Annotated in this window: 15 protein-coding genes and 1 pseudogene; 9 read left to right on the top strand and 7 right to left on the bottom strand. The window is 51.3% G+C overall.

What is annotated here, in order from left to right; genetic code table 11:
- Positions 1-87 precede the first annotated feature (87 nt).
- The 3 genes from ABRS97_RS09370 (at position 88) to ABRS97_RS09360 (ending at position 2940) form a co-directional block, all read left to right on the top strand.
- Positions 88-1131 (top strand): ABC transporter substrate-binding protein, encoded by a 1044-nt coding sequence (locus ABRS97_RS09370; protein ID WP_367813161.1) that lies wholly within the window; start codon positions 88-90, stop codon positions 1129-1131.
- Positions 1132-1231: 100 nt separating this feature from the next.
- Positions 1232-2146, top strand: a complete 915-nt coding sequence (locus ABRS97_RS09365; protein WP_367813159.1) for an ABC transporter permease — start codon at positions 1232-1234, stop codon at positions 2144-2146.
- Entirely contained in the window at positions 2146-2940 is a 795-nt protein-coding gene (locus ABRS97_RS09360; RefSeq protein WP_367813158.1) for an ABC transporter ATP-binding protein, read from the top strand. Before ABRS97_RS09365 ends, ABRS97_RS09360 begins: the two co-directional genes overlap by 1 nt.
- A 397-nt stretch (positions 2941-3337) precedes the next feature.
- Here the strand turns inward: ABRS97_RS09360 and ABRS97_RS09355 are convergent, their stop codons facing one another.
- The gene (locus ABRS97_RS09355) at positions 3338-3799 is read right to left on the bottom strand and encodes a PepSY-associated TM helix domain-containing protein (RefSeq protein ID WP_367813156.1); all 462 of its coding nucleotides are present in this window, start codon (positions 3797-3799) and stop codon (positions 3338-3340) included.
- 287 nt (positions 3800-4086) lie between these two features.
- Positions 4087-4572: a hypothetical protein gene (locus ABRS97_RS09350; protein WP_367813154.1), complete on the bottom strand. Its 486-nt coding sequence runs from the start codon at positions 4570-4572 to the stop codon at positions 4087-4089.
- Between the two features lie 277 nt (positions 4573-4849).
- Here ABRS97_RS09350 and ABRS97_RS09345 point away from each other — a divergent pair, with 277 nt between their 5' ends.
- The 3 genes from ABRS97_RS09345 to ABRS97_RS09335 all read left to right on the top strand — a co-directional run bounded on the left by ABRS97_RS09345 (position 4850) and on the right by ABRS97_RS09335 (position 9189).
- Complete coding sequence (locus ABRS97_RS09345; RefSeq protein WP_367813152.1) at positions 4850-5527, top strand: response regulator transcription factor; 678 nt, start codon at positions 4850-4852, stop codon at positions 5525-5527.
- Complete coding sequence (locus ABRS97_RS09340; RefSeq protein WP_367813150.1) at positions 5524-6639, top strand: HAMP domain-containing sensor histidine kinase; 1116 nt, start codon at positions 5524-5526, stop codon at positions 6637-6639. The genes ABRS97_RS09345 and ABRS97_RS09340 overlap by 4 nt, the downstream gene beginning before the upstream one ends.
- Before the next feature lie 525 nt (positions 6640-7164).
- The gene (locus tag ABRS97_RS09335) at positions 7165-9189 is read left to right on the top strand and encodes a bifunctional diguanylate cyclase/phosphodiesterase (RefSeq protein ID WP_367813148.1); all 2025 of its coding nucleotides are present in this window, start codon (positions 7165-7167) and stop codon (positions 9187-9189) included.
- Between the two features lie 30 nt (positions 9190-9219).
- On the opposite strand, the gene ABRS97_RS09330 is transcribed toward ABRS97_RS09335, so the two are convergent.
- The 5 genes and pseudogenes from ABRS97_RS09330 to ABRS97_RS09310 all read right to left on the bottom strand — a co-directional run bounded on the left by ABRS97_RS09330 (position 9220) and on the right by ABRS97_RS09310 (position 13371).
- Entirely contained in the window at positions 9220-9657 is a 438-nt protein-coding gene (locus ABRS97_RS09330; RefSeq protein ID WP_367813146.1) for a GNAT family N-acetyltransferase, read from the bottom strand.
- An 843-nt stretch (positions 9658-10500) separates the two neighbouring features.
- Complete coding sequence (locus tag ABRS97_RS09325; RefSeq protein ID WP_367813627.1) at positions 10501-11517, bottom strand: RNA polymerase sigma factor; 1017 nt, start codon at positions 11515-11517, stop codon at positions 10501-10503.
- A gap of 48 nt (positions 11518-11565) precedes the next feature.
- Positions 11566-11763, bottom strand: a pseudogene (locus tag ABRS97_RS09320) (sigma factor); the annotation flags it as partial.
- 20 nt (positions 11764-11783) lie between these two features.
- Positions 11784-12134 (bottom strand): YciI family protein, encoded by a 351-nt coding sequence (locus tag ABRS97_RS09315; protein WP_367813144.1) that lies wholly within the window; start codon positions 12132-12134, stop codon positions 11784-11786.
- A gap of 163 nt (positions 12135-12297) precedes the next feature.
- Positions 12298-13371 (bottom strand): M42 family metallopeptidase, encoded by a 1074-nt coding sequence (locus tag ABRS97_RS09310; protein ID WP_367813142.1) that lies wholly within the window; start codon positions 13369-13371, stop codon positions 12298-12300.
- A gap of 177 nt (positions 13372-13548) precedes the next feature.
- On the opposite strand from ABRS97_RS09310, the gene ABRS97_RS09305 reads away from it, so the two are divergent.
- The 3 genes from ABRS97_RS09305 (at position 13549) to ABRS97_RS09295 (ending at position 15377) form a co-directional block, all read left to right on the top strand.
- Complete coding sequence (locus ABRS97_RS09305) at positions 13549-14280, top strand: MBL fold metallo-hydrolase (RefSeq protein WP_367813140.1); 732 nt, start codon at positions 13549-13551, stop codon at positions 14278-14280.
- A 15-nt stretch (positions 14281-14295) separates the two neighbouring features.
- The gene (locus ABRS97_RS09300; protein ID WP_367813138.1) at positions 14296-14865 is read left to right on the top strand and encodes a TetR/AcrR family transcriptional regulator; all 570 of its coding nucleotides are present in this window, start codon (positions 14296-14298) and stop codon (positions 14863-14865) included.
- Positions 14866-14930: 65 nt separating this feature from the next.
- Complete coding sequence (locus tag ABRS97_RS09295; protein WP_367813136.1) at positions 14931-15377, top strand: hypothetical protein; 447 nt, start codon at positions 14931-14933, stop codon at positions 15375-15377.
- The last annotated feature ends 7 nt before the right edge of the window (positions 15378-15384 follow it).

Genomic DNA, 15384 nt, shown 5'->3' with positions numbered 1-15384 from the left:
ATCTGCGCTTTGCCGAATGAAAGCGTTAAAGGGATAAGCGGTGTAGTGTCCAAACGACTGATGGGAATAAAGAGAGGGGTCTTACAGTTGAAAAAGAAAGCATTAGTTACGCTCGTTTTATCCGCGGCGCTTGTCACTCTGGCAGGTTGCGGACAGAAAGCAGAAACAGTCAACCCGGCCGCAAGCGGCACGCCAACGGCGGCACCTGCTGCGACTAAGACTTACAAAGTGGCCATTTCCCAGATCGTGGAGCATCCGTCTTTGGACGCCACACGCCAAGGGTTCATCGCCGCGCTTAAAGATGCAGGTATCGTTGAAGGAACGAACCTCAAACTTGATTTCAACAACGCGCAAGGCGATCAAACCAACAATCTTTCCATCGCGCAAAAAATTGCCTCCGGCGACAACGATTTGGTTCTCGGTATCGCGACACCATCCGCACTTGCTGTTGTGCAGCAAGTGAAAAAAGCTCCTGTTTTATTCGCAGCCGTGACAGATCCGCTTGCAGCGAAAATCGTAAGCAATTTGGATAAACCGGGCGGTAACGTTTCTGGCGCATCCGATACGAATCCGCAGGCTGTCTCGCAGTTGATGGATTTCGTAGCGGCTAACCTGCCGAAAGTGAAAACAGTCGGTCTCGTCATTAATGAAGGAGAGCCGAATGCGGTCATTATGGCCAAAAATGCGGAGGAATCGTTAACGAAGCATGGCATCAAGCTTGTAAAAGCGCCGGTTACGAACACGTCCGAAGTGAAGCAAGCGGCTCAATCCCTTGTCGGACGCGCAGATGCTTTACTGATCACGCTCGATAATACGGTTGTAAGCGGTGTGGATTCCATCATTCAAGTTGCGAACGATAAGAAAATTCCGTTCTTCTCCAGCGACCGCGACACCGTGGAAAAGGGCGCTTTTGCAACGGTTGGCTTCAAATACTATGACCATGGCTACCAAGTCGGTCAAATGGCTGTAGACATTCTAAAAAACGGCAAAAAACCAGCAGATATGAAGGTTACTGTTCCTGATAAACTGGATCTGATCTTGAACCTGAAAGCAGCGAAAGCGCAAGGTATCGAAGTAACGGATGCAATGAAAAATGCAGTAAAAGATAAAGAGAAGAACATTATTCAGTAACCCGGCATTGCCACAGAAGGGGTGAGCGAGAGCAATCGTTCACTCCTTTTGTCCATTGCGGGGACGGGTAGGTTCATTCTGATACCACGGAGGTTATCACATGTTGGATTCATTAATGGGAGCCGGAGAGTTAGGTCTTCTATATGCGCTTATGGCGCTTGGCGTCTACATCACGTTCCGTATTCTCGATTTCCCAGATTTGACTGTGGACGGCAGCTTTACGACTGGAGGGGCCATCGCTGCAATCATGATCTCGCATGGTTATGCGCCATGGATTGCTTGCGTAGCTGCTTTCGCTGGCGGTCTTGCAGCAGGTGCTTGTACGGGACTGCTGCATACGAAGGGAAAAATTAATGGGCTATTATCCGGGATTCTGATGATGATCGCCTTGTATTCCATCAATATGCGCATTATGGGCAAGCCGAACATTTCACTGCTTGGTTCCGATACCTTGTTCGGTTCGATGTCGCCCATCGGTGTTGGGCTCATTGTCGTTATCATGTTCAAATTGCTGCTGGATGCATTCCTGCATACAGATATGGGACTGGCGCTGCGAGCGACGGGCGATAACGCCCGAATGATCCGCAGTTTCGGCGCAAACACGGATAATACAACGATCTTAGGTGTTAGCTTATCTAACGGTTTGGTCGCGTTATCCGGGGCGCTTATTGCCCAACAATCCGGATTTGCCGACATTTCCATGGGTATCGGGATGATTGTAATTGGTCTAGCCTCGGTGATTATCGGGGAAGCGATATTCGGTGCGCGCACCGTATTTCAGGCGACTCTTGCTGCGGTACTAGGTTCCATCGTGTACCGGATCGTCGTAGCGCTGGCGCTGCGGGTGGAGTGGTTAAGCGCATCTGACTTGAAGCTCATCACGGCAATTATCGTAATAATTGCGCTTGTACTCCCATCCGTGCAGCGCTCCATTAAGCAGAAAGCGATGGCTAGGCGGCGCTCTGCCGAGTTAATCGCGCGGACTTTACAATCCAATCAGGGGGGTGAGCGGTAATGCTTCAGCTCTCGAACGTTTCCAAATTATTCAACCCTGGCTCAGCCGATGAGAAGATCGCGCTAATCGGCATTAACTTAACGTTGAAGCCTGGCGATTTCGTTACGGTGATTGGCAGCAACGGCGCCGGCAAGTCGACGCTGATGAACATCATCTCCGGCGTGATGACGCCGGATGCCGGCGAAGTGCGCATCGATGGTGAAGGTATTCACCATCTGCGGGAGTACGAGCGCAGCCGCTGGATCGGCCGCGTCTTTCAAGACCCCATGGCAGGGACCGCTCCTCGCATGACGATCGAGGAGAATCTCGCTATGGCGTATGCCCGCGGCAAGAAGCGCGGGCTCGGCTTCGGCGTCACCGCGGCGAAGCGCGCGGTGTTCCTGGAGCAGCTGAAGCGCCTTGGCATCGGCCTGGAAGGCCGATTGCGCGCCAAGGTCGGGCTGCTCTCCGGCGGCGAGCGGCAGGCGCTCAGCCTGCTCATGGCCACGTTCACCAAGCCGCAGATTCTGCTGCTTGACGAGCATACCGCCGCGCTGGATCCTGCGCGGGCAGAGCTGATCACACGATTGACCGAGGACATCGTGCGCGAAATGAAGCTGACCACGTTGATGGTCACGCATAACATGGAACAGGCGATCCGGTTAGGGAACCGCCTGATCATGATGGATAAAGGCCGCATCATCCTTGATGTGAGCGAGGAACGGAAGAAGGATCTCACCGTGGAGCAACTGCTCGGTGAGTTCGAACAAATCAGCGGCAGCAAGCTGTCGGACGATCGGGTCGTGCTGGGTTGAAACAGCAAGCCTCCAACGAAGGAATGGAATGTCCTTCGTTGGAGGCTTTTTGTGCGCTTGGTAGCGCGGTAAATGTCAGATGTATTCAGAGGCATTCCACCTCGCTTAGAGGCCTTGGTTAAATTTAGCGGGAAAACGTCCAGTTAATTTTATTTAACTTTCTTACTGTATAAGCGTTACCGGGAAAAGCTCCATCTAATTCGCTCGGCTATGAGCGAATCAATCGAATCTGAGTAATATAGCGGGAGGTTCTCCCGTTATATTACGTAAAGTCGCTAAAAAGCAATGATTAGCTGGATATTTTCCAGCTAATCTCGGCTTAGCGCCGAGCCAGAGCAGCCCTGCCCGGTTGAGGCAGAGCAAGCCCCGCCCCGCCGCGCGCCTACTGCTCACCGCATCAGCGCTCAGCCGCTGCCCGCCGCTTCCGCTGTATGCTCTGAGCCCGCAGCGTTTTAATCGACAACATTATGCCAGTCGCTGTAAGCACAATCATCCCAAGCGCCGTGAGGTCGATTAGCCATTTTACATTAGTCTGGCCGATTTTACCCTCGTGAAGGCCCTTCACAATGCCGATAAAGCTTGTATTGCCGCCACCTTCGCGGTCGCCGCCAAACTGCGGCCGATTTGCTTGAGCTGCCGATTTGTCGTCAGCGCTGGTTTGTCCGGCATCGCCGTTACCGCTATTCGCCGTTGTTGATCCATTCATTCCTGCAACAGACTGAGGAGGTCTCCCTTCCATGCCTTCGCCCAAGCCGAGCAGTGCTTTTTCCGATAAAAGCAATCCTGTAATCGATTGTAAGAGAATAAATACGGAGCAAATTAATCCAATCCATAAGTGTAGCTGGCGCGTTCTTTTCATGTTGAAATCCCCTTCGCTTGTTGTAGTCATTGTCAGTATAAAAGCGTTGGCTGAAAGTGGTCTGAGAACAGGCTGAGGGTTCACTGAAATCTAGCAATGGCCATTCAAAATATGCCCAGTATTTCGGATGAGTTTGTGTTAGTGTCTCCGAGCAATTTGGCAGGCAGGCTACACGGCTGACCCCCACGCTAGACAGCTGCCTCAAATGTTTCATTAACCTGAATGGTTCTTCTGCCGAATCCCTGAACTAAAAAAACACCCCAGAACCAATAGGTCCTGGAGTGCACTTATGCGCCGGTATCTTGAATCAAAGTCTGGATCTTCTGCAGCCGGATATATTCCGATTTCTCCAGTTGCGGACGGAAGTAAGCGTACAGATAAGCAGCCTCCTGGAAAGGCAGCCCAGGGTAACAAACAACCTCTTGCACCGCAAGGGGGTTGTCCAGAATAACCTGCCATTCGCCGCCGCGGTCGCTTGCGGAAACAGTCTCGAGCACGCCCTTCTTGGCTGCAAGTGTTGCTTCGAGCTCCGGCCATATGCGCTCCCATGATGGGCTGAATAGGACGGGCTCGGGAAAGAGACGGCGTGCTTTGCCAATGGTGCGCTCCAACTCTTCGATCTCCGCATCCATCGCTGTTTTAAGTGCTTCCGTGAAGCCGTCCAGCAGGCTGCGGAAGCCGGAATAACCCGCTTGCAGCAGATTGTGCTGGAAGGCTGTCGCTTCTTCTTCGGTTTGAAGCTTTTCAAATACATCAAATACGTTGTTCATCATCGCGTCTTTGACCACCTTGAATCGGTATGTATTCTTCTTCCAAAATGTAACATAAATGACTTTTGAAAAAAAGCGCAACTTCCATCGCAAGCGTCTACTCGGTTTATATTCCGTTTATAAATATCCTTTATGCTAGTCTCATCGATCGAAGTCTGTATGATGAGCATCGTGGTGAACAAAGATGCAGCAGTGCAGCAAACGGGAATTCGTTTAACGGCTGCTTATAAAGTATGCTAAGATGTATGACAAACGTTGGAAGACGGGGGTTTGATCCGTAATGGCGCAAATTATGATTGTCGATGATGATCCTTATATTCGCGAGCTAGTGCGCGTCTTCATGCTGAACGAGGGCTTCGACGTTATCGAAGCCTCCGATGGTGTTGAAGCGCTTAAGATGCTGGAAACCATTCAGGTTGATATGGTTATCACGGATGTCATGATGCCGAATATGGATGGTTGGGAGCTTTGTAAGGAGCTGAGGGAGCATTATGATTTTCCTCTGCTTATGCTCACGGCCAAAGGCGAGACTTCGCAGAAGGTCAAGGGCTTTGAACTGGGCACGGACGATTACCTCGTCAAGCCGTTCGAGCCTGTAGAGCTCGCGGTGCGCGTAAGAGCGCTGCTCAAGCGGTACAAAATCGCTTCGTCCCAAACGGTGCAGGTCGGGGATCTGACCATGAACCGCAAGACATACGAAGTAACGATCGGCGCCCAGAGCGTTACTTTGCCGCTCAAAGAATTCGAGCTCCTGTATAAGCTTGCGAGCTACCCGGGCAAGACCTTCTCGCGGGATCAGCTCATTGAGCAGATCTGGGGCTTCGATTATGAAGGCAACGAGCGCACGGTGGATGTGCATATCAATCGGCTGCGGGAGCGGTTCCCGGAGGAGCAGCACGCTTTTCGAATTAGCACGATCCGTGGACTGGGGTATCGGATGGAGGTGCTGCGCGCATGAGCGGGAGACGCCCGAAGGGCATGAACAAGAAAAGCCGCGGAGAACACTTTCGCGGGTTTCTTTTGGCGGTATTCATATTTCTATTGATCGTTGGTTTTTGGTTGGCGACTTTCTATGCCACGGGATGGCTCTATGCCTATATCGATAAACGTCCGTACGAGGTGGTCGTTCAATTGATCAATTCGCTAGGCGGCATGCTGTTATGGGGAGTAACCATGTCCTTACTGGGGAGATACTTCCGCTCCAAGCAGATGGATTTTTTCCAGGCGATGATTGATGCCATGAGGCGCATGGCTCGGGGTGACTTCAATGTAACGGTAGAGAATAGTCCGCATAACGGCCACTTTGTGGAGCTGATCGACGGGATCAACCATATGGCTGAAGAGCTGGGCCAACTGGAGAAAATGCGGCAGGAGTTCATCTCCAATGTGTCTCACGAGATCCAGTCACCGCTGACCTCGATTAGCGGATTTTCCCGCGCGATGCAGAACGATGCGATTACGCCGCAAGAGCGCAAGCACTACCTTGAAATTATCGAAGCGGAGAGCACCCGATTATCCAAGCTAAGCGATAACCTGCTCAAGCTTTCGTCATTGGAATCTCAGCACCACCCTTTCGAGGCCACAAGCTTTCGGCTGGATAAGCAGCTGCGCAATCATATTCTCGCATGCGAGCCGCAGTGGGTGGATAAAGCCATCGAAATGGACATCGATCTCGCCGTGGTAAGCCTCACAGCCGATGAAGATTTGCTAAGTCAAGTGTGGATCAATCTCATTCACAACGCGATCAAGTTCACACCTAGCGGGGGAACGATTGGCGTCCATTTGACCAGAAACGGAAAAGAAGCCGCGATTCGCATCTCCGATAATGGCGTCGGCATCACAGAAGAGGATCAGTCCCAAATCTTTGAGCGCTTCTATAAAGCGGATAAATCCAGAAATCGCGCTTCGGGAGGAAGCGGGCTAGGACTTTCCATCGTGAAGAAGATCATCGAAATGCATGATGGCTCTATCTCTGTAACGAGCCAGATTGGCAAGGGCACGACGTTCACCGTTCTTTTGCCGGTATCAGAATCAGACAACGCAAATAGGGATCCCGCTTATCCAAGATAACCGGCGATCCCTATGCGCAATAGTTCCTATTCAATTGTAACCAAGCACGCTCCCATCGAACAACTGACGTTGCATAATTAAACTGTTTAAGCCATCCTTTCCTCGGATATACGCCTCTGGTGAACTTCTCATTCCCACATGCCCCAAGGTTGACGAAAGTTTCGGGCACCTCTTTCCTTCAAGTTTGCAGGTATCGAGGGCATGCTTCGCTAACACGGTCCATTGGACTATCCCCTTTCCTTTTGCTTGTTATGGATATGATGCCGGCTCATTGCTCCGTAGTGCTGCTAAAAGCTTGTCCTGCAAGTGAGCCTGAATTCAATATACTCTATTATTATAATATTGTAAATATTCAGAATATTTAGATATAAGTGAATGAGGGGATATATCCTAGCCCATTCTTTCGTTTTCTCTTGTATTCTCTCAATTACAAAAAATGAGAGGGTTCGCTATATTAAAAACCAGTCAGTTTGTCATATAATAGGACAATAGTCATACTTCTTAGAATGGAAGCGAGTTGGTTAGATGGGGAATATGCAAGGTCATTTTAATGGCTGGATTGTTTTGCTTTCTTTTGTCATAGCGGTATTATCCTCCTATTCAGCGCTTAATTTAGCGGGGAAGGTTTCACATTCTCATGGCAGGAATCGAGTCATCTGGTTGATCGCGGGCTCTTTGGTCATGGGAGTTGGTGTTTGGTCCATGCATTTCATAGGTATGTTGGCCTATCATATGGATACGAATGTAACCTATGATGTAACCATAACGATAGTATCTTCACTTGGGAGCATATTGGCATCTTTTATTGCTTTTCAACTTACCGCGAAGAGTCATTCTGGGCCTTGGGGGTATGGACTGGGCGGCTTATTTATGGGGTGCGGTATCGTCGCCATGCATTATACAGGTATGTCCGCGATGAGTGGGACCATGCTAATCACCTATGATATTACGCTGTGGCTTCTATCAGGGGGAATTGCGCTTATCGCTTCGTATGCGGCATTATACTTGTTTCACAGGCTACGGAATTATCCTGATTTCAGTCTCTGGAAGCTGATCTGTGCGGTCGTCATGGGCATTGCGATTTGTGGTATGCACTATACCGGCATGGCAGCGGTTCAATTTACATATAGCAGTGATGCTCATCAGGTTATGGCAGGCGAAGGGCAATCGCAACTCTTTTTGTTAATTGGCATAGCGTTGTCCACCTTTTTCATTTTGGCTGTTTCGTGGGGGGCAATTTTCTTCGATCGCCATGTATTAGAGAAGATGGCTTACAGCGACCACTTAACGAATCTTCCGAATAGGCACGATTTGCAGCGTTACTTTAACGAGCAATCAGACAAGATTGTCAGCGGCGCGCTTCTATTTGTTGATTTGGACCGGTTTAAAACGATTAATGACACGCTGGGGCACGATATCGGTGATATGCTGCTTCAGCAGGTAGCGGACAGACTGCGAAGCTGTGTCGGTGATAGAGGCACGCTATTTCGGCTGGGCGGCGATGAATTTTTGGTCATTACTAGAGAAGCTAACACTGGGAAAATCGAGCAGATTGCCCAAACGATTTTAAATAGCATTAAGGAAGCCTATTTCATAGAGACGCATGAGCTGTATATGACGGGAAGCGTGGGCATCAGCCTTGCCCCTCAGCATGGTACGGATCGTTCCACTTTGCTGAAAGCATCCGATGCCGCCTTGTACAGCGCAAAGAATGCGGGTAAGAATCGGTATCATTTTTTTGACGAGGAGATTAATCGAAGCCAGCAGCGCAAGCTGCTGTTGGAGAGAGACTTGTGCAAGGCGATGGTTCATGAGGATTTTACGATCGTGTATCAGCCAAAGTGGGATCCAGGACTGAATCAACTTGTAGGTCTGGAAGCGCTGCTTCGTTGGCAGCATCCACAGCTTGGACTAGTGATGCCCGGAGAATTCATTCCTGTGGCTGAAGATACCGGAATGATTGTGCCGATGACCCGCTGGTTATTGAAAGAGGTCTGTTTGCAAAATAAAGAATGGCAGGATCGAGGTCTCGTGCATGCGGGAATTTCGGTAAACATGTCGATTCGTATTTTTGAAAGTCATGCTCTTTACGACATGGTTCAGGAAGCGTTGGAGGTATCAGGTCTGCCAGGCCGCTATTTGGAGGTCGAAATTACGGAGTCGATTGCTATGAATAACGTGATCGATACGATTCAGCAGCTGCATACCATTCGCGAGCTCGGCGTGAAAGTAGCGCTGGATGACTTCGGTACGGGTTATTCCTCATTAGGCAGCTTGGATGAGCTGCCCCTGGATACATTGAAGATCGATCAAGCTTTTATCCGGAAGAGCGAACTTCCCTCCAAGCAAGCCATTATTAGCAGCATCATTGCAATAGCTACGAATTTGAACATGGAAGTTGTAGCCGAAGGCGTAGAGACCATGGAGCAAATTGAATTCTTGCAATCGCGAGGCTGCCATGTGATGCAGGGTTACTACTACGGCGATCCTATGTCCATTGCAAGAATTAGCGCTTGGCTTGAAGAAAGAAGAGTGAAAAAGCTCGTTTAAGACACGAGCGGCTTGATCAAAAGTTCCAGCCTACAGAAATCGTTTGACGAACCGATATCCCGTTTCTTGATGCCTAAGTGTCTGGTTCGAGGCATGCGTGCCATTTTTTTGCTCGGAACCTGCAATCCACCATATGCCCGTACAGGCATGTTTGCTGGCAAGCTCTTCCGCATATTGCTTCAATTTATCGGAAGGGTCCGTCGATCCATTGGTTTCATCAAAAGATATAATCGACACTTCGCTTATTTTCACATCGGTACCCTCTTCAGGTCGAATCCGAAAACCGAGTGTGCCGAGAATCTGTTTGTTCTCTTCATACACATACAGCATTTCATTAGGGTGATTACGCATGAAATGCAGCCTGTTTTCGATATGAAGCGGGAAGATTGCTTTACCGGTCAAGTTCGTAATGAACATGCTGATAAGCGTTGTGTCTTCAGGAGTTGCTAGGCGAATCACATGGCTCATATAATTCCTTCTTTCTGGAGGTCAACCTGCGAATTTCTGACTATGCCGTTAATTATACCATATATTGGAACAACTGTTCTATACGTATCAAAATGGATGGGGCGCCGGGCAAGGAATGGGCCGAAGGACATATACCCCTTATGAGACAATGTGAAAAAGGCTGATCCGAAAGGGTAGGGTGGAATGAATCAGTCCCGAAATTCAGAAGCCGCTAAAACCACTCAAAGTGGAGATGGCGGCTTCTTTGCTGTTGATCCATACTCCAGTGGCGTGTAATAAAATTCAAATCCGGCTTTTGGGGCAGCACGTTATTTCATGCTTTCAGGTAGCCCATCGTCGAGTTAAAACATGGCGCTTTTAAATCGCTGAGCGGAACGTGGGTGCCTTATTGATAGCCACATTCGATTATGTGGTTATTTCGCGGAACGTCGGTACCTTATGCATCAGAAAATAAGGGTTTTCTTGTGAATTTCCCCTATTTAGCGCACTGTAGTTCCGTTTCGTAGTTCAAAACAGGGCAATTTAGCAGAATAGCGTACTGAAGTTCCTCATTTCTATTTAATCGAAGTCGGATCCGTTGAGTCCCGCGGGCTGATGCCGGATCCCGAGTGCTCAAGCTTCAAACCGGGTAAGCCCTAAAGTGCATAACCCCTAATGTTCTGTGAAAATAGAGTATTAGACTGAACCAAAAAACGAACCAGCAGTAGCCATGGACTAGAAAATAAAGTCCTAGACTGCTGCTGTTTTATTGAACAAACGTTCCCCGAGAGATCTGTGCCTAGCAGTACATGTGTACAGCATCTCTGATCAGGCTGAGGTCAGGGTTTTACCTGCCTTCGTCTATCAGTCACGAAAACGGCCCGACGGCAGTTCGGTTCCATCCGGTGAAGTGAAACAACTAATATTCACGAATTGTTTCTCCAGAAACGCTCGAATGGAGGGATCCATGCACAATCCGATGGCCCGGCTATATGCGGCGCGGGCCTCCTCGAACCTCTTCATCCTTTTGAACAAATAGGCGCTCAGCGCCCAATAAGGCTGATAGCTCTTGACCGCTTCTGCCGGTATTTCATCCAAGAGCGCCATCCCGGTTTCGGCGCCGCGCGCTTCGGCAACAGCTGCCGCGCGGCCTACGATGGCGCCGATCGTTGGAGCGATGCCTACCAGCCCCTCGTATAGCAGCGCGATTCCTTCCCATTCCGTACGGCCAGTCCGGGCACGCTGCGCATGCACGGATTGAATCGCCGCTTCAAGCTGGAACCGCCCGATGCGGTTCCCTTGAGCAGCAGTGCGAAGGCAATGCTCCGCTTCCTCGATCATCCCGATCGACCAACGCGAATGATCCTGCTCGGATATGGGCACATAGCCGCCTGCCTCATCGCGCCGCGCCTGGCGGCGCGCCTCGCAATGCAACATAAGAGCCAGCAAGCCCAGCGCTTCCGGTTCCCCCGGCATGAATCGCACGATCAGCCTTCCCAGGAAAATCGCTTCTTCGGCCAGCCCCTTCCGGCGCGGATCGACGCCGGCAATATCGTCCCAGCCGCTTCCATAGGCTGCATAGACGGCTTCAAGCACGGCATTAAGGCGCTCCGGCCATTCGTCCTTACCGGGTAAGTCGAATGTAATGTCGTCGCTCTTTAGTTTCGCTTTCGCGCGGGTAAGGCGCTGCCCCATCGTTGCAGGCTTAACAACGAAGGCAGAAGCAATGCGGGCTGCGTCAAGGCCAAGCACGGACTGGAGCATGAGCGGTGTACGCACGGCTGGATCAATTTCGGGATGGGCGCAAATAAACAGCATTTTGAGCCGTTCATCTGAAAAAGACGCTTCGAGTCCGGCCCATTGCTGCATATTTTCCGCCATTGCGATCAAAGTCTGCTCCGCACCGGCATGCACGCGGGCATGCCGGGTATCGTCGATCAGTCGGCGCTGCGCAGCAGTGACCAGCCAGGCCTCGGGATTATCCGGCACTCCGGTCGCAGGCCATGATTCCAGCGCAGCCAGGAAAGCGTCGGCAAGCGCATCCTCCGCTGCAGCCGGGTCACGCCAGCGCACAGCCAGAAACGCAACCAGACGGCCGTAGGAATCACGGGCCGTCTGTTCAATCATTTGGTGAGCATGCATGGCGCTCATTTCGAAATCGGATACAAGGTAGGGCGGACCTCAACCGAGCTGCCGGGACAACGTGCCGCCCATTCCAAGGCGGTGTCTAGATCGGGCACGTCGATGATGGCCAAACCACCAATATGCTCCTTGGTTTCGGTGATCGGGCCATCCTGAACCAGCAATTCGCCGCCCTTCCGGCTGAGCGTGGTTCCCGTCTCCGGGGACTGGAGACCTGCGGTGCTTATCACAATGCCGGACTCAATCATCGCTGTGACATAATGTGTCCAGCTTGCGACATATGCCTCCTTGTGAATCGGATCGATTCGTTTGGCGAAATCCTCCGTCGATTCATACATAAGCAGTGTGTAATTCATGGTTATTGCTCCTCTCAACACTCATAATGGGGTTGTTTCATGTCTTCACTATAAAGACGATTCAGATCCATGAATTTCTACATCAAGCGAAAATATTTTTCTGGTCTATTACTTTATTTTCTGCAGATACCTAACCCATGAAAGCGCATAGAGCCCAAACCACTCAAGCCCGGGCAAGGATCGTGTTCAGCGTTGTGCGGTCGCTTGCCTGGACAAGCTTGATCAGCAGTTCCTTGGCAGCTGCGTAATCGTCAACGTGCAGAATCGACGCCGAGGTATGAATATACCGGGCGCAGACGCCGATAACGGTGGATGGTATGCCGCTGCCTTGCAGATGCACTTGCCCGGCGTCCGTACCGCCGGCAGAGATGAAATATTGATACGGAATCTTATGCGTCTCCGCCGTATCCAGCACGAACTCGACCAGCCCGCGATGGGTAATCATCGTGGGATCAAAGATGCGCAGCAGCGCGCCGCGGCCGAGCTGGCCGAACGCATTGCGGTCGCCGGTCATATCGCCGGCGGCGCTGGCATCCAGCGCGTAGAACAGATCCGGCTGGATGAGATTCGCCGCCGTTTGGGCGCCGCGCGCGCCTACTTCTTCCTGTACGGTCGCTCCGGCGTACAGGACATTCGGGAGCTTCGTTCCATGAAGCTCCTTCATGAGCTCAATCGCGAGGCCGACGCCGTAGCGATTGTCCCAAGCTTTGGCCATAATCCGCTTCGGATTGGCCAGGGGTGTGAACGGGCAGATGGGCACGATCTGCTGCCCGATGCGGACGCCGATGCGCTTGGCATCGGCTTTGTCTTCTGCGCCGATGTCAATGTACATCGACTTGATATCTGCGGGCTTGCCGCGTGCGGCCTCGTCCAGCAGGTGCACGGGCGTCGAGCCGATCACCCCGATGATCGGCCCTTGCTCGGTCATAATCTGCACACGCTGTGCAGGCAGCACTTGAGAGAACCAGCCGCCGAGCGGCTGGAACTTGATGGTGCCGTGTTCCGTGATGCCGTTCACGAGAAAGCCGACTTCATCGAAGTGTCCGGCAACCATCACTTTTGGACCGTTTTCATCGCCGCGCAAAATGCCGAACAGGCTGCCTAACCCGTCCTGGATGAACTCGTCCGTATATTTCTCCATTTCGCCGCGAACGAACTTGCGAATGTCCCGCTCAAAGCCCGGCGCAGCTTGCATTTCCGTCAACGTACGAAAAAGCGCTAATGTTTCTGTATTCACGTGGGTACCCTCACTTTATGAAAATAAACCAGATTAGTTGGTTCAAACGTATGACTTATTTTACCATAGATCGGATGAAAACTCCTTTGATCTGAGGGAGATGGAAAATACCCCCTTGACTAAACTAATGTTATTAGTTATTATACTAATATAAATAGTAAACGGGAGGCGTTTTAAATGAAATTGACACGTATTGGCGGTTTGTATCAAGTAGCTTTTATGCCGAGGTTCTTTCCAGTGAACTGTTACTTGGTGGAGGAAGAGCAGGAATTGACATTGATTGATGCTGCGCTTCCATTTAGCGTAAAGGGAATTATGGAAGCCGCTGAAAAGATTGGAAAGCCCATTACGCGCATCGTGCTTACACACGCCCATGGCGATCACATCGGTGCGTTGGATGGCTTGAAGAAAGCATTGCCGCAGGCGACGGTGTACATCTCCCAAAGAGATGCCAAGCTGTTAGCGGGAAGTATGGAGCTGGAAGCCGGCGAACCTAATACGCCGATCAAAGGGGGCGTGCCGAAACCGGGAGCGGTGCAAACGAAGCCCGATGTGCTTTTGCAGGATGGCGACCGGGTCGGCTCTCTACAGGCTGTTGCCGCTCCTGGGCATACGCCGGGGATGATGGCGTTCCTTGATGTGCGCAGCCGTGCGCTGATTGCCGGCGATGCGTTCCAGATACGCGGCGGCGTTGCCGTGTCCGGTGTGCTGAAAGCGTGGTTCCCTTTTCCCGCCATGGCTACGTGGAATAAACAAGTGTCGCTGGAGAGCGCGCGTAAGCTTAGAGATCTGAAACCAAGTGTGCTTGCTGTCGGGCACGGGAACATGATTGAGAATCCGCTGCCAGTTATGGATAAAGCGTTGGAAGAAGCGGCAAAAAAGATTAATATAGAAGTAGCAAGTATTTAGAGATGAGGGGCAGACATGGCATACCGACAAGGGTTAGATGCAGAAACTGTATTACAAGCGGCTATCGAGCTCGCTAACATTCATGGGGTTGAACAGGTGACGCTAGCCGCGCTGGCTACTAATTTGAACGTTAAGACACCTTCCTTATACAACCATATTAAGGGCTTGCCGGGTCTTAAAAGAGAACTCTTCCTGATCAGTTTAATTCGGATAAAAGAAGCGATGGTGGAAGCTGTTCTCGGAAAGGCCGGTGCGGATGCGCTGCTAGCCGCTGGCTTCGCCTATGTGACTTTCGCGAGGCAGCAGCCGGGATTGTATGATGCGATGGCATCTCTGCATGATAATGGGGATCCGGAATTGCAGCAAGCGAGCAGTCAAGTGGTAGGATTCATCTTGCGTCTCTTGGAGCCGTACGCGCTCAGTCAGGATGATGCGCTGCATGTGGTTCGCGGCTTTCGCAGCATCGTGCACGGCTTCGCCTCTTTAGAACTCAAGAACGGATTTCGCATGGAGCTTGAGCGCGATGAGAGTTTGAGGCGACTGCTGACTACTTACCTGCGGGGGCTGCATATTGCGGACAATTAAAAAAGCGCAAGAGGCTGTGTGGGCTTCTTGCGTTTTTTTTGTGGGAAAGAGCTGTAGCGCCCATTATGGCGCTTACAGGAGAAGCGGGCTCCAGCAAGGGGAGCTGGATGGAGCTGAAAGGTCCATTTAGGGCGCTACGGTTCGAGGAGCGCGTAGAAGTCTGGTCTGTAGCGCCCATTGTGGCGCTTACAGGAGATGCAGGCTCCAGCAAGGGAAGCTGGATGGAGCTGAAAGGTCCATTTTGGGCGCTACGGGTAGAGGAGCGCGTAGAAGTTTGGTCTGTAGCGCCCATTTTGGCGCTTACAGGAGAAGCGGGCTCCAGCAAGGGAAGCTGGATGGAGCTGAAAGATCCATTTAGGGCGCTACGGGTAGAGGAGCGCGTAGAAGTCTGGTCTGTAGCGCCCATTATGGCGCTTACAGGAGAAGCAGGCTCCAGCAAGGGGAGCTGGATGGAGCTGAAAGGGCCAATTTGGGCGCTACGGGTAGAGGAGCGCGTGGAAACAAGGCTGTAACGCCCAT

It is taken from the genome of Paenibacillus tabacirhizosphaerae (assembly GCF_040812395.1).
In the GTDB taxonomy this organism is placed as follows: Bacteria; Bacillota; Bacilli; order Paenibacillales; family NBRC-103111; genus Paenibacillus_E.
This window is presented reverse-complemented; position numbering and strand designations above follow the sequence as displayed.

Coding starts and splice junctions, on each gene's coding strand:
- ABRS97_RS09365 (WP_367813159.1), top strand. CDS start 1,232: ATGTTGGATTCATTAATGGGAGCCGGAGAGTTAGGTCTTCTATATGCG.
- ABRS97_RS09360 (WP_367813158.1), top strand. CDS start 2,146: ATGCTTCAGCTCTCGAACGTTTCCAAATTATTCAACCCTGGCTCAGCC.
- ABRS97_RS09355 (WP_367813156.1), bottom strand. CDS start 3,799: ATGAAAAGAACGCGCCAGCTACACTTATGGATTGGATTAATTTGCTCC.
- ABRS97_RS09350 (WP_367813154.1), bottom strand. CDS start 4,572: ATGATGAACAACGTATTTGATGTATTTGAAAAGCTTCAAACCGAAGAA.
- ABRS97_RS09345 (WP_367813152.1), top strand. CDS start 4,850: ATGGCGCAAATTATGATTGTCGATGATGATCCTTATATTCGCGAGCTA.
- ABRS97_RS09340 (WP_367813150.1), top strand. CDS start 5,524: ATGAGCGGGAGACGCCCGAAGGGCATGAACAAGAAAAGCCGCGGAGAA.
- ABRS97_RS09335 (WP_367813148.1), top strand. CDS start 7,165: ATGGGGAATATGCAAGGTCATTTTAATGGCTGGATTGTTTTGCTTTCT.
- ABRS97_RS09330 (WP_367813146.1), bottom strand. CDS start 9,657: ATGAGCCATGTGATTCGCCTAGCAACTCCTGAAGACACAACGCTTATC.
- ABRS97_RS09325 (WP_367813627.1), bottom strand. CDS start 11,517: ATGGCGGAAAATATGCAGCAATGGGCCGGACTCGAAGCGTCTTTTTCA.
- ABRS97_RS09315 (WP_367813144.1), bottom strand. CDS start 12,134: ATGAATTACACACTGCTTATGTATGAATCGACGGAGGATTTCGCCAAA.
- ABRS97_RS09305 (WP_367813140.1), top strand. CDS start 13,549: ATGAAATTGACACGTATTGGCGGTTTGTATCAAGTAGCTTTTATGCCG.
- ABRS97_RS09300 (WP_367813138.1), top strand. CDS start 14,296: ATGGCATACCGACAAGGGTTAGATGCAGAAACTGTATTACAAGCGGCT.
- ABRS97_RS09295 (WP_367813136.1), top strand. CDS start 14,931: ATGGCGCTTACAGGAGAAGCGGGCTCCAGCAAGGGGAGCTGGATGGAG.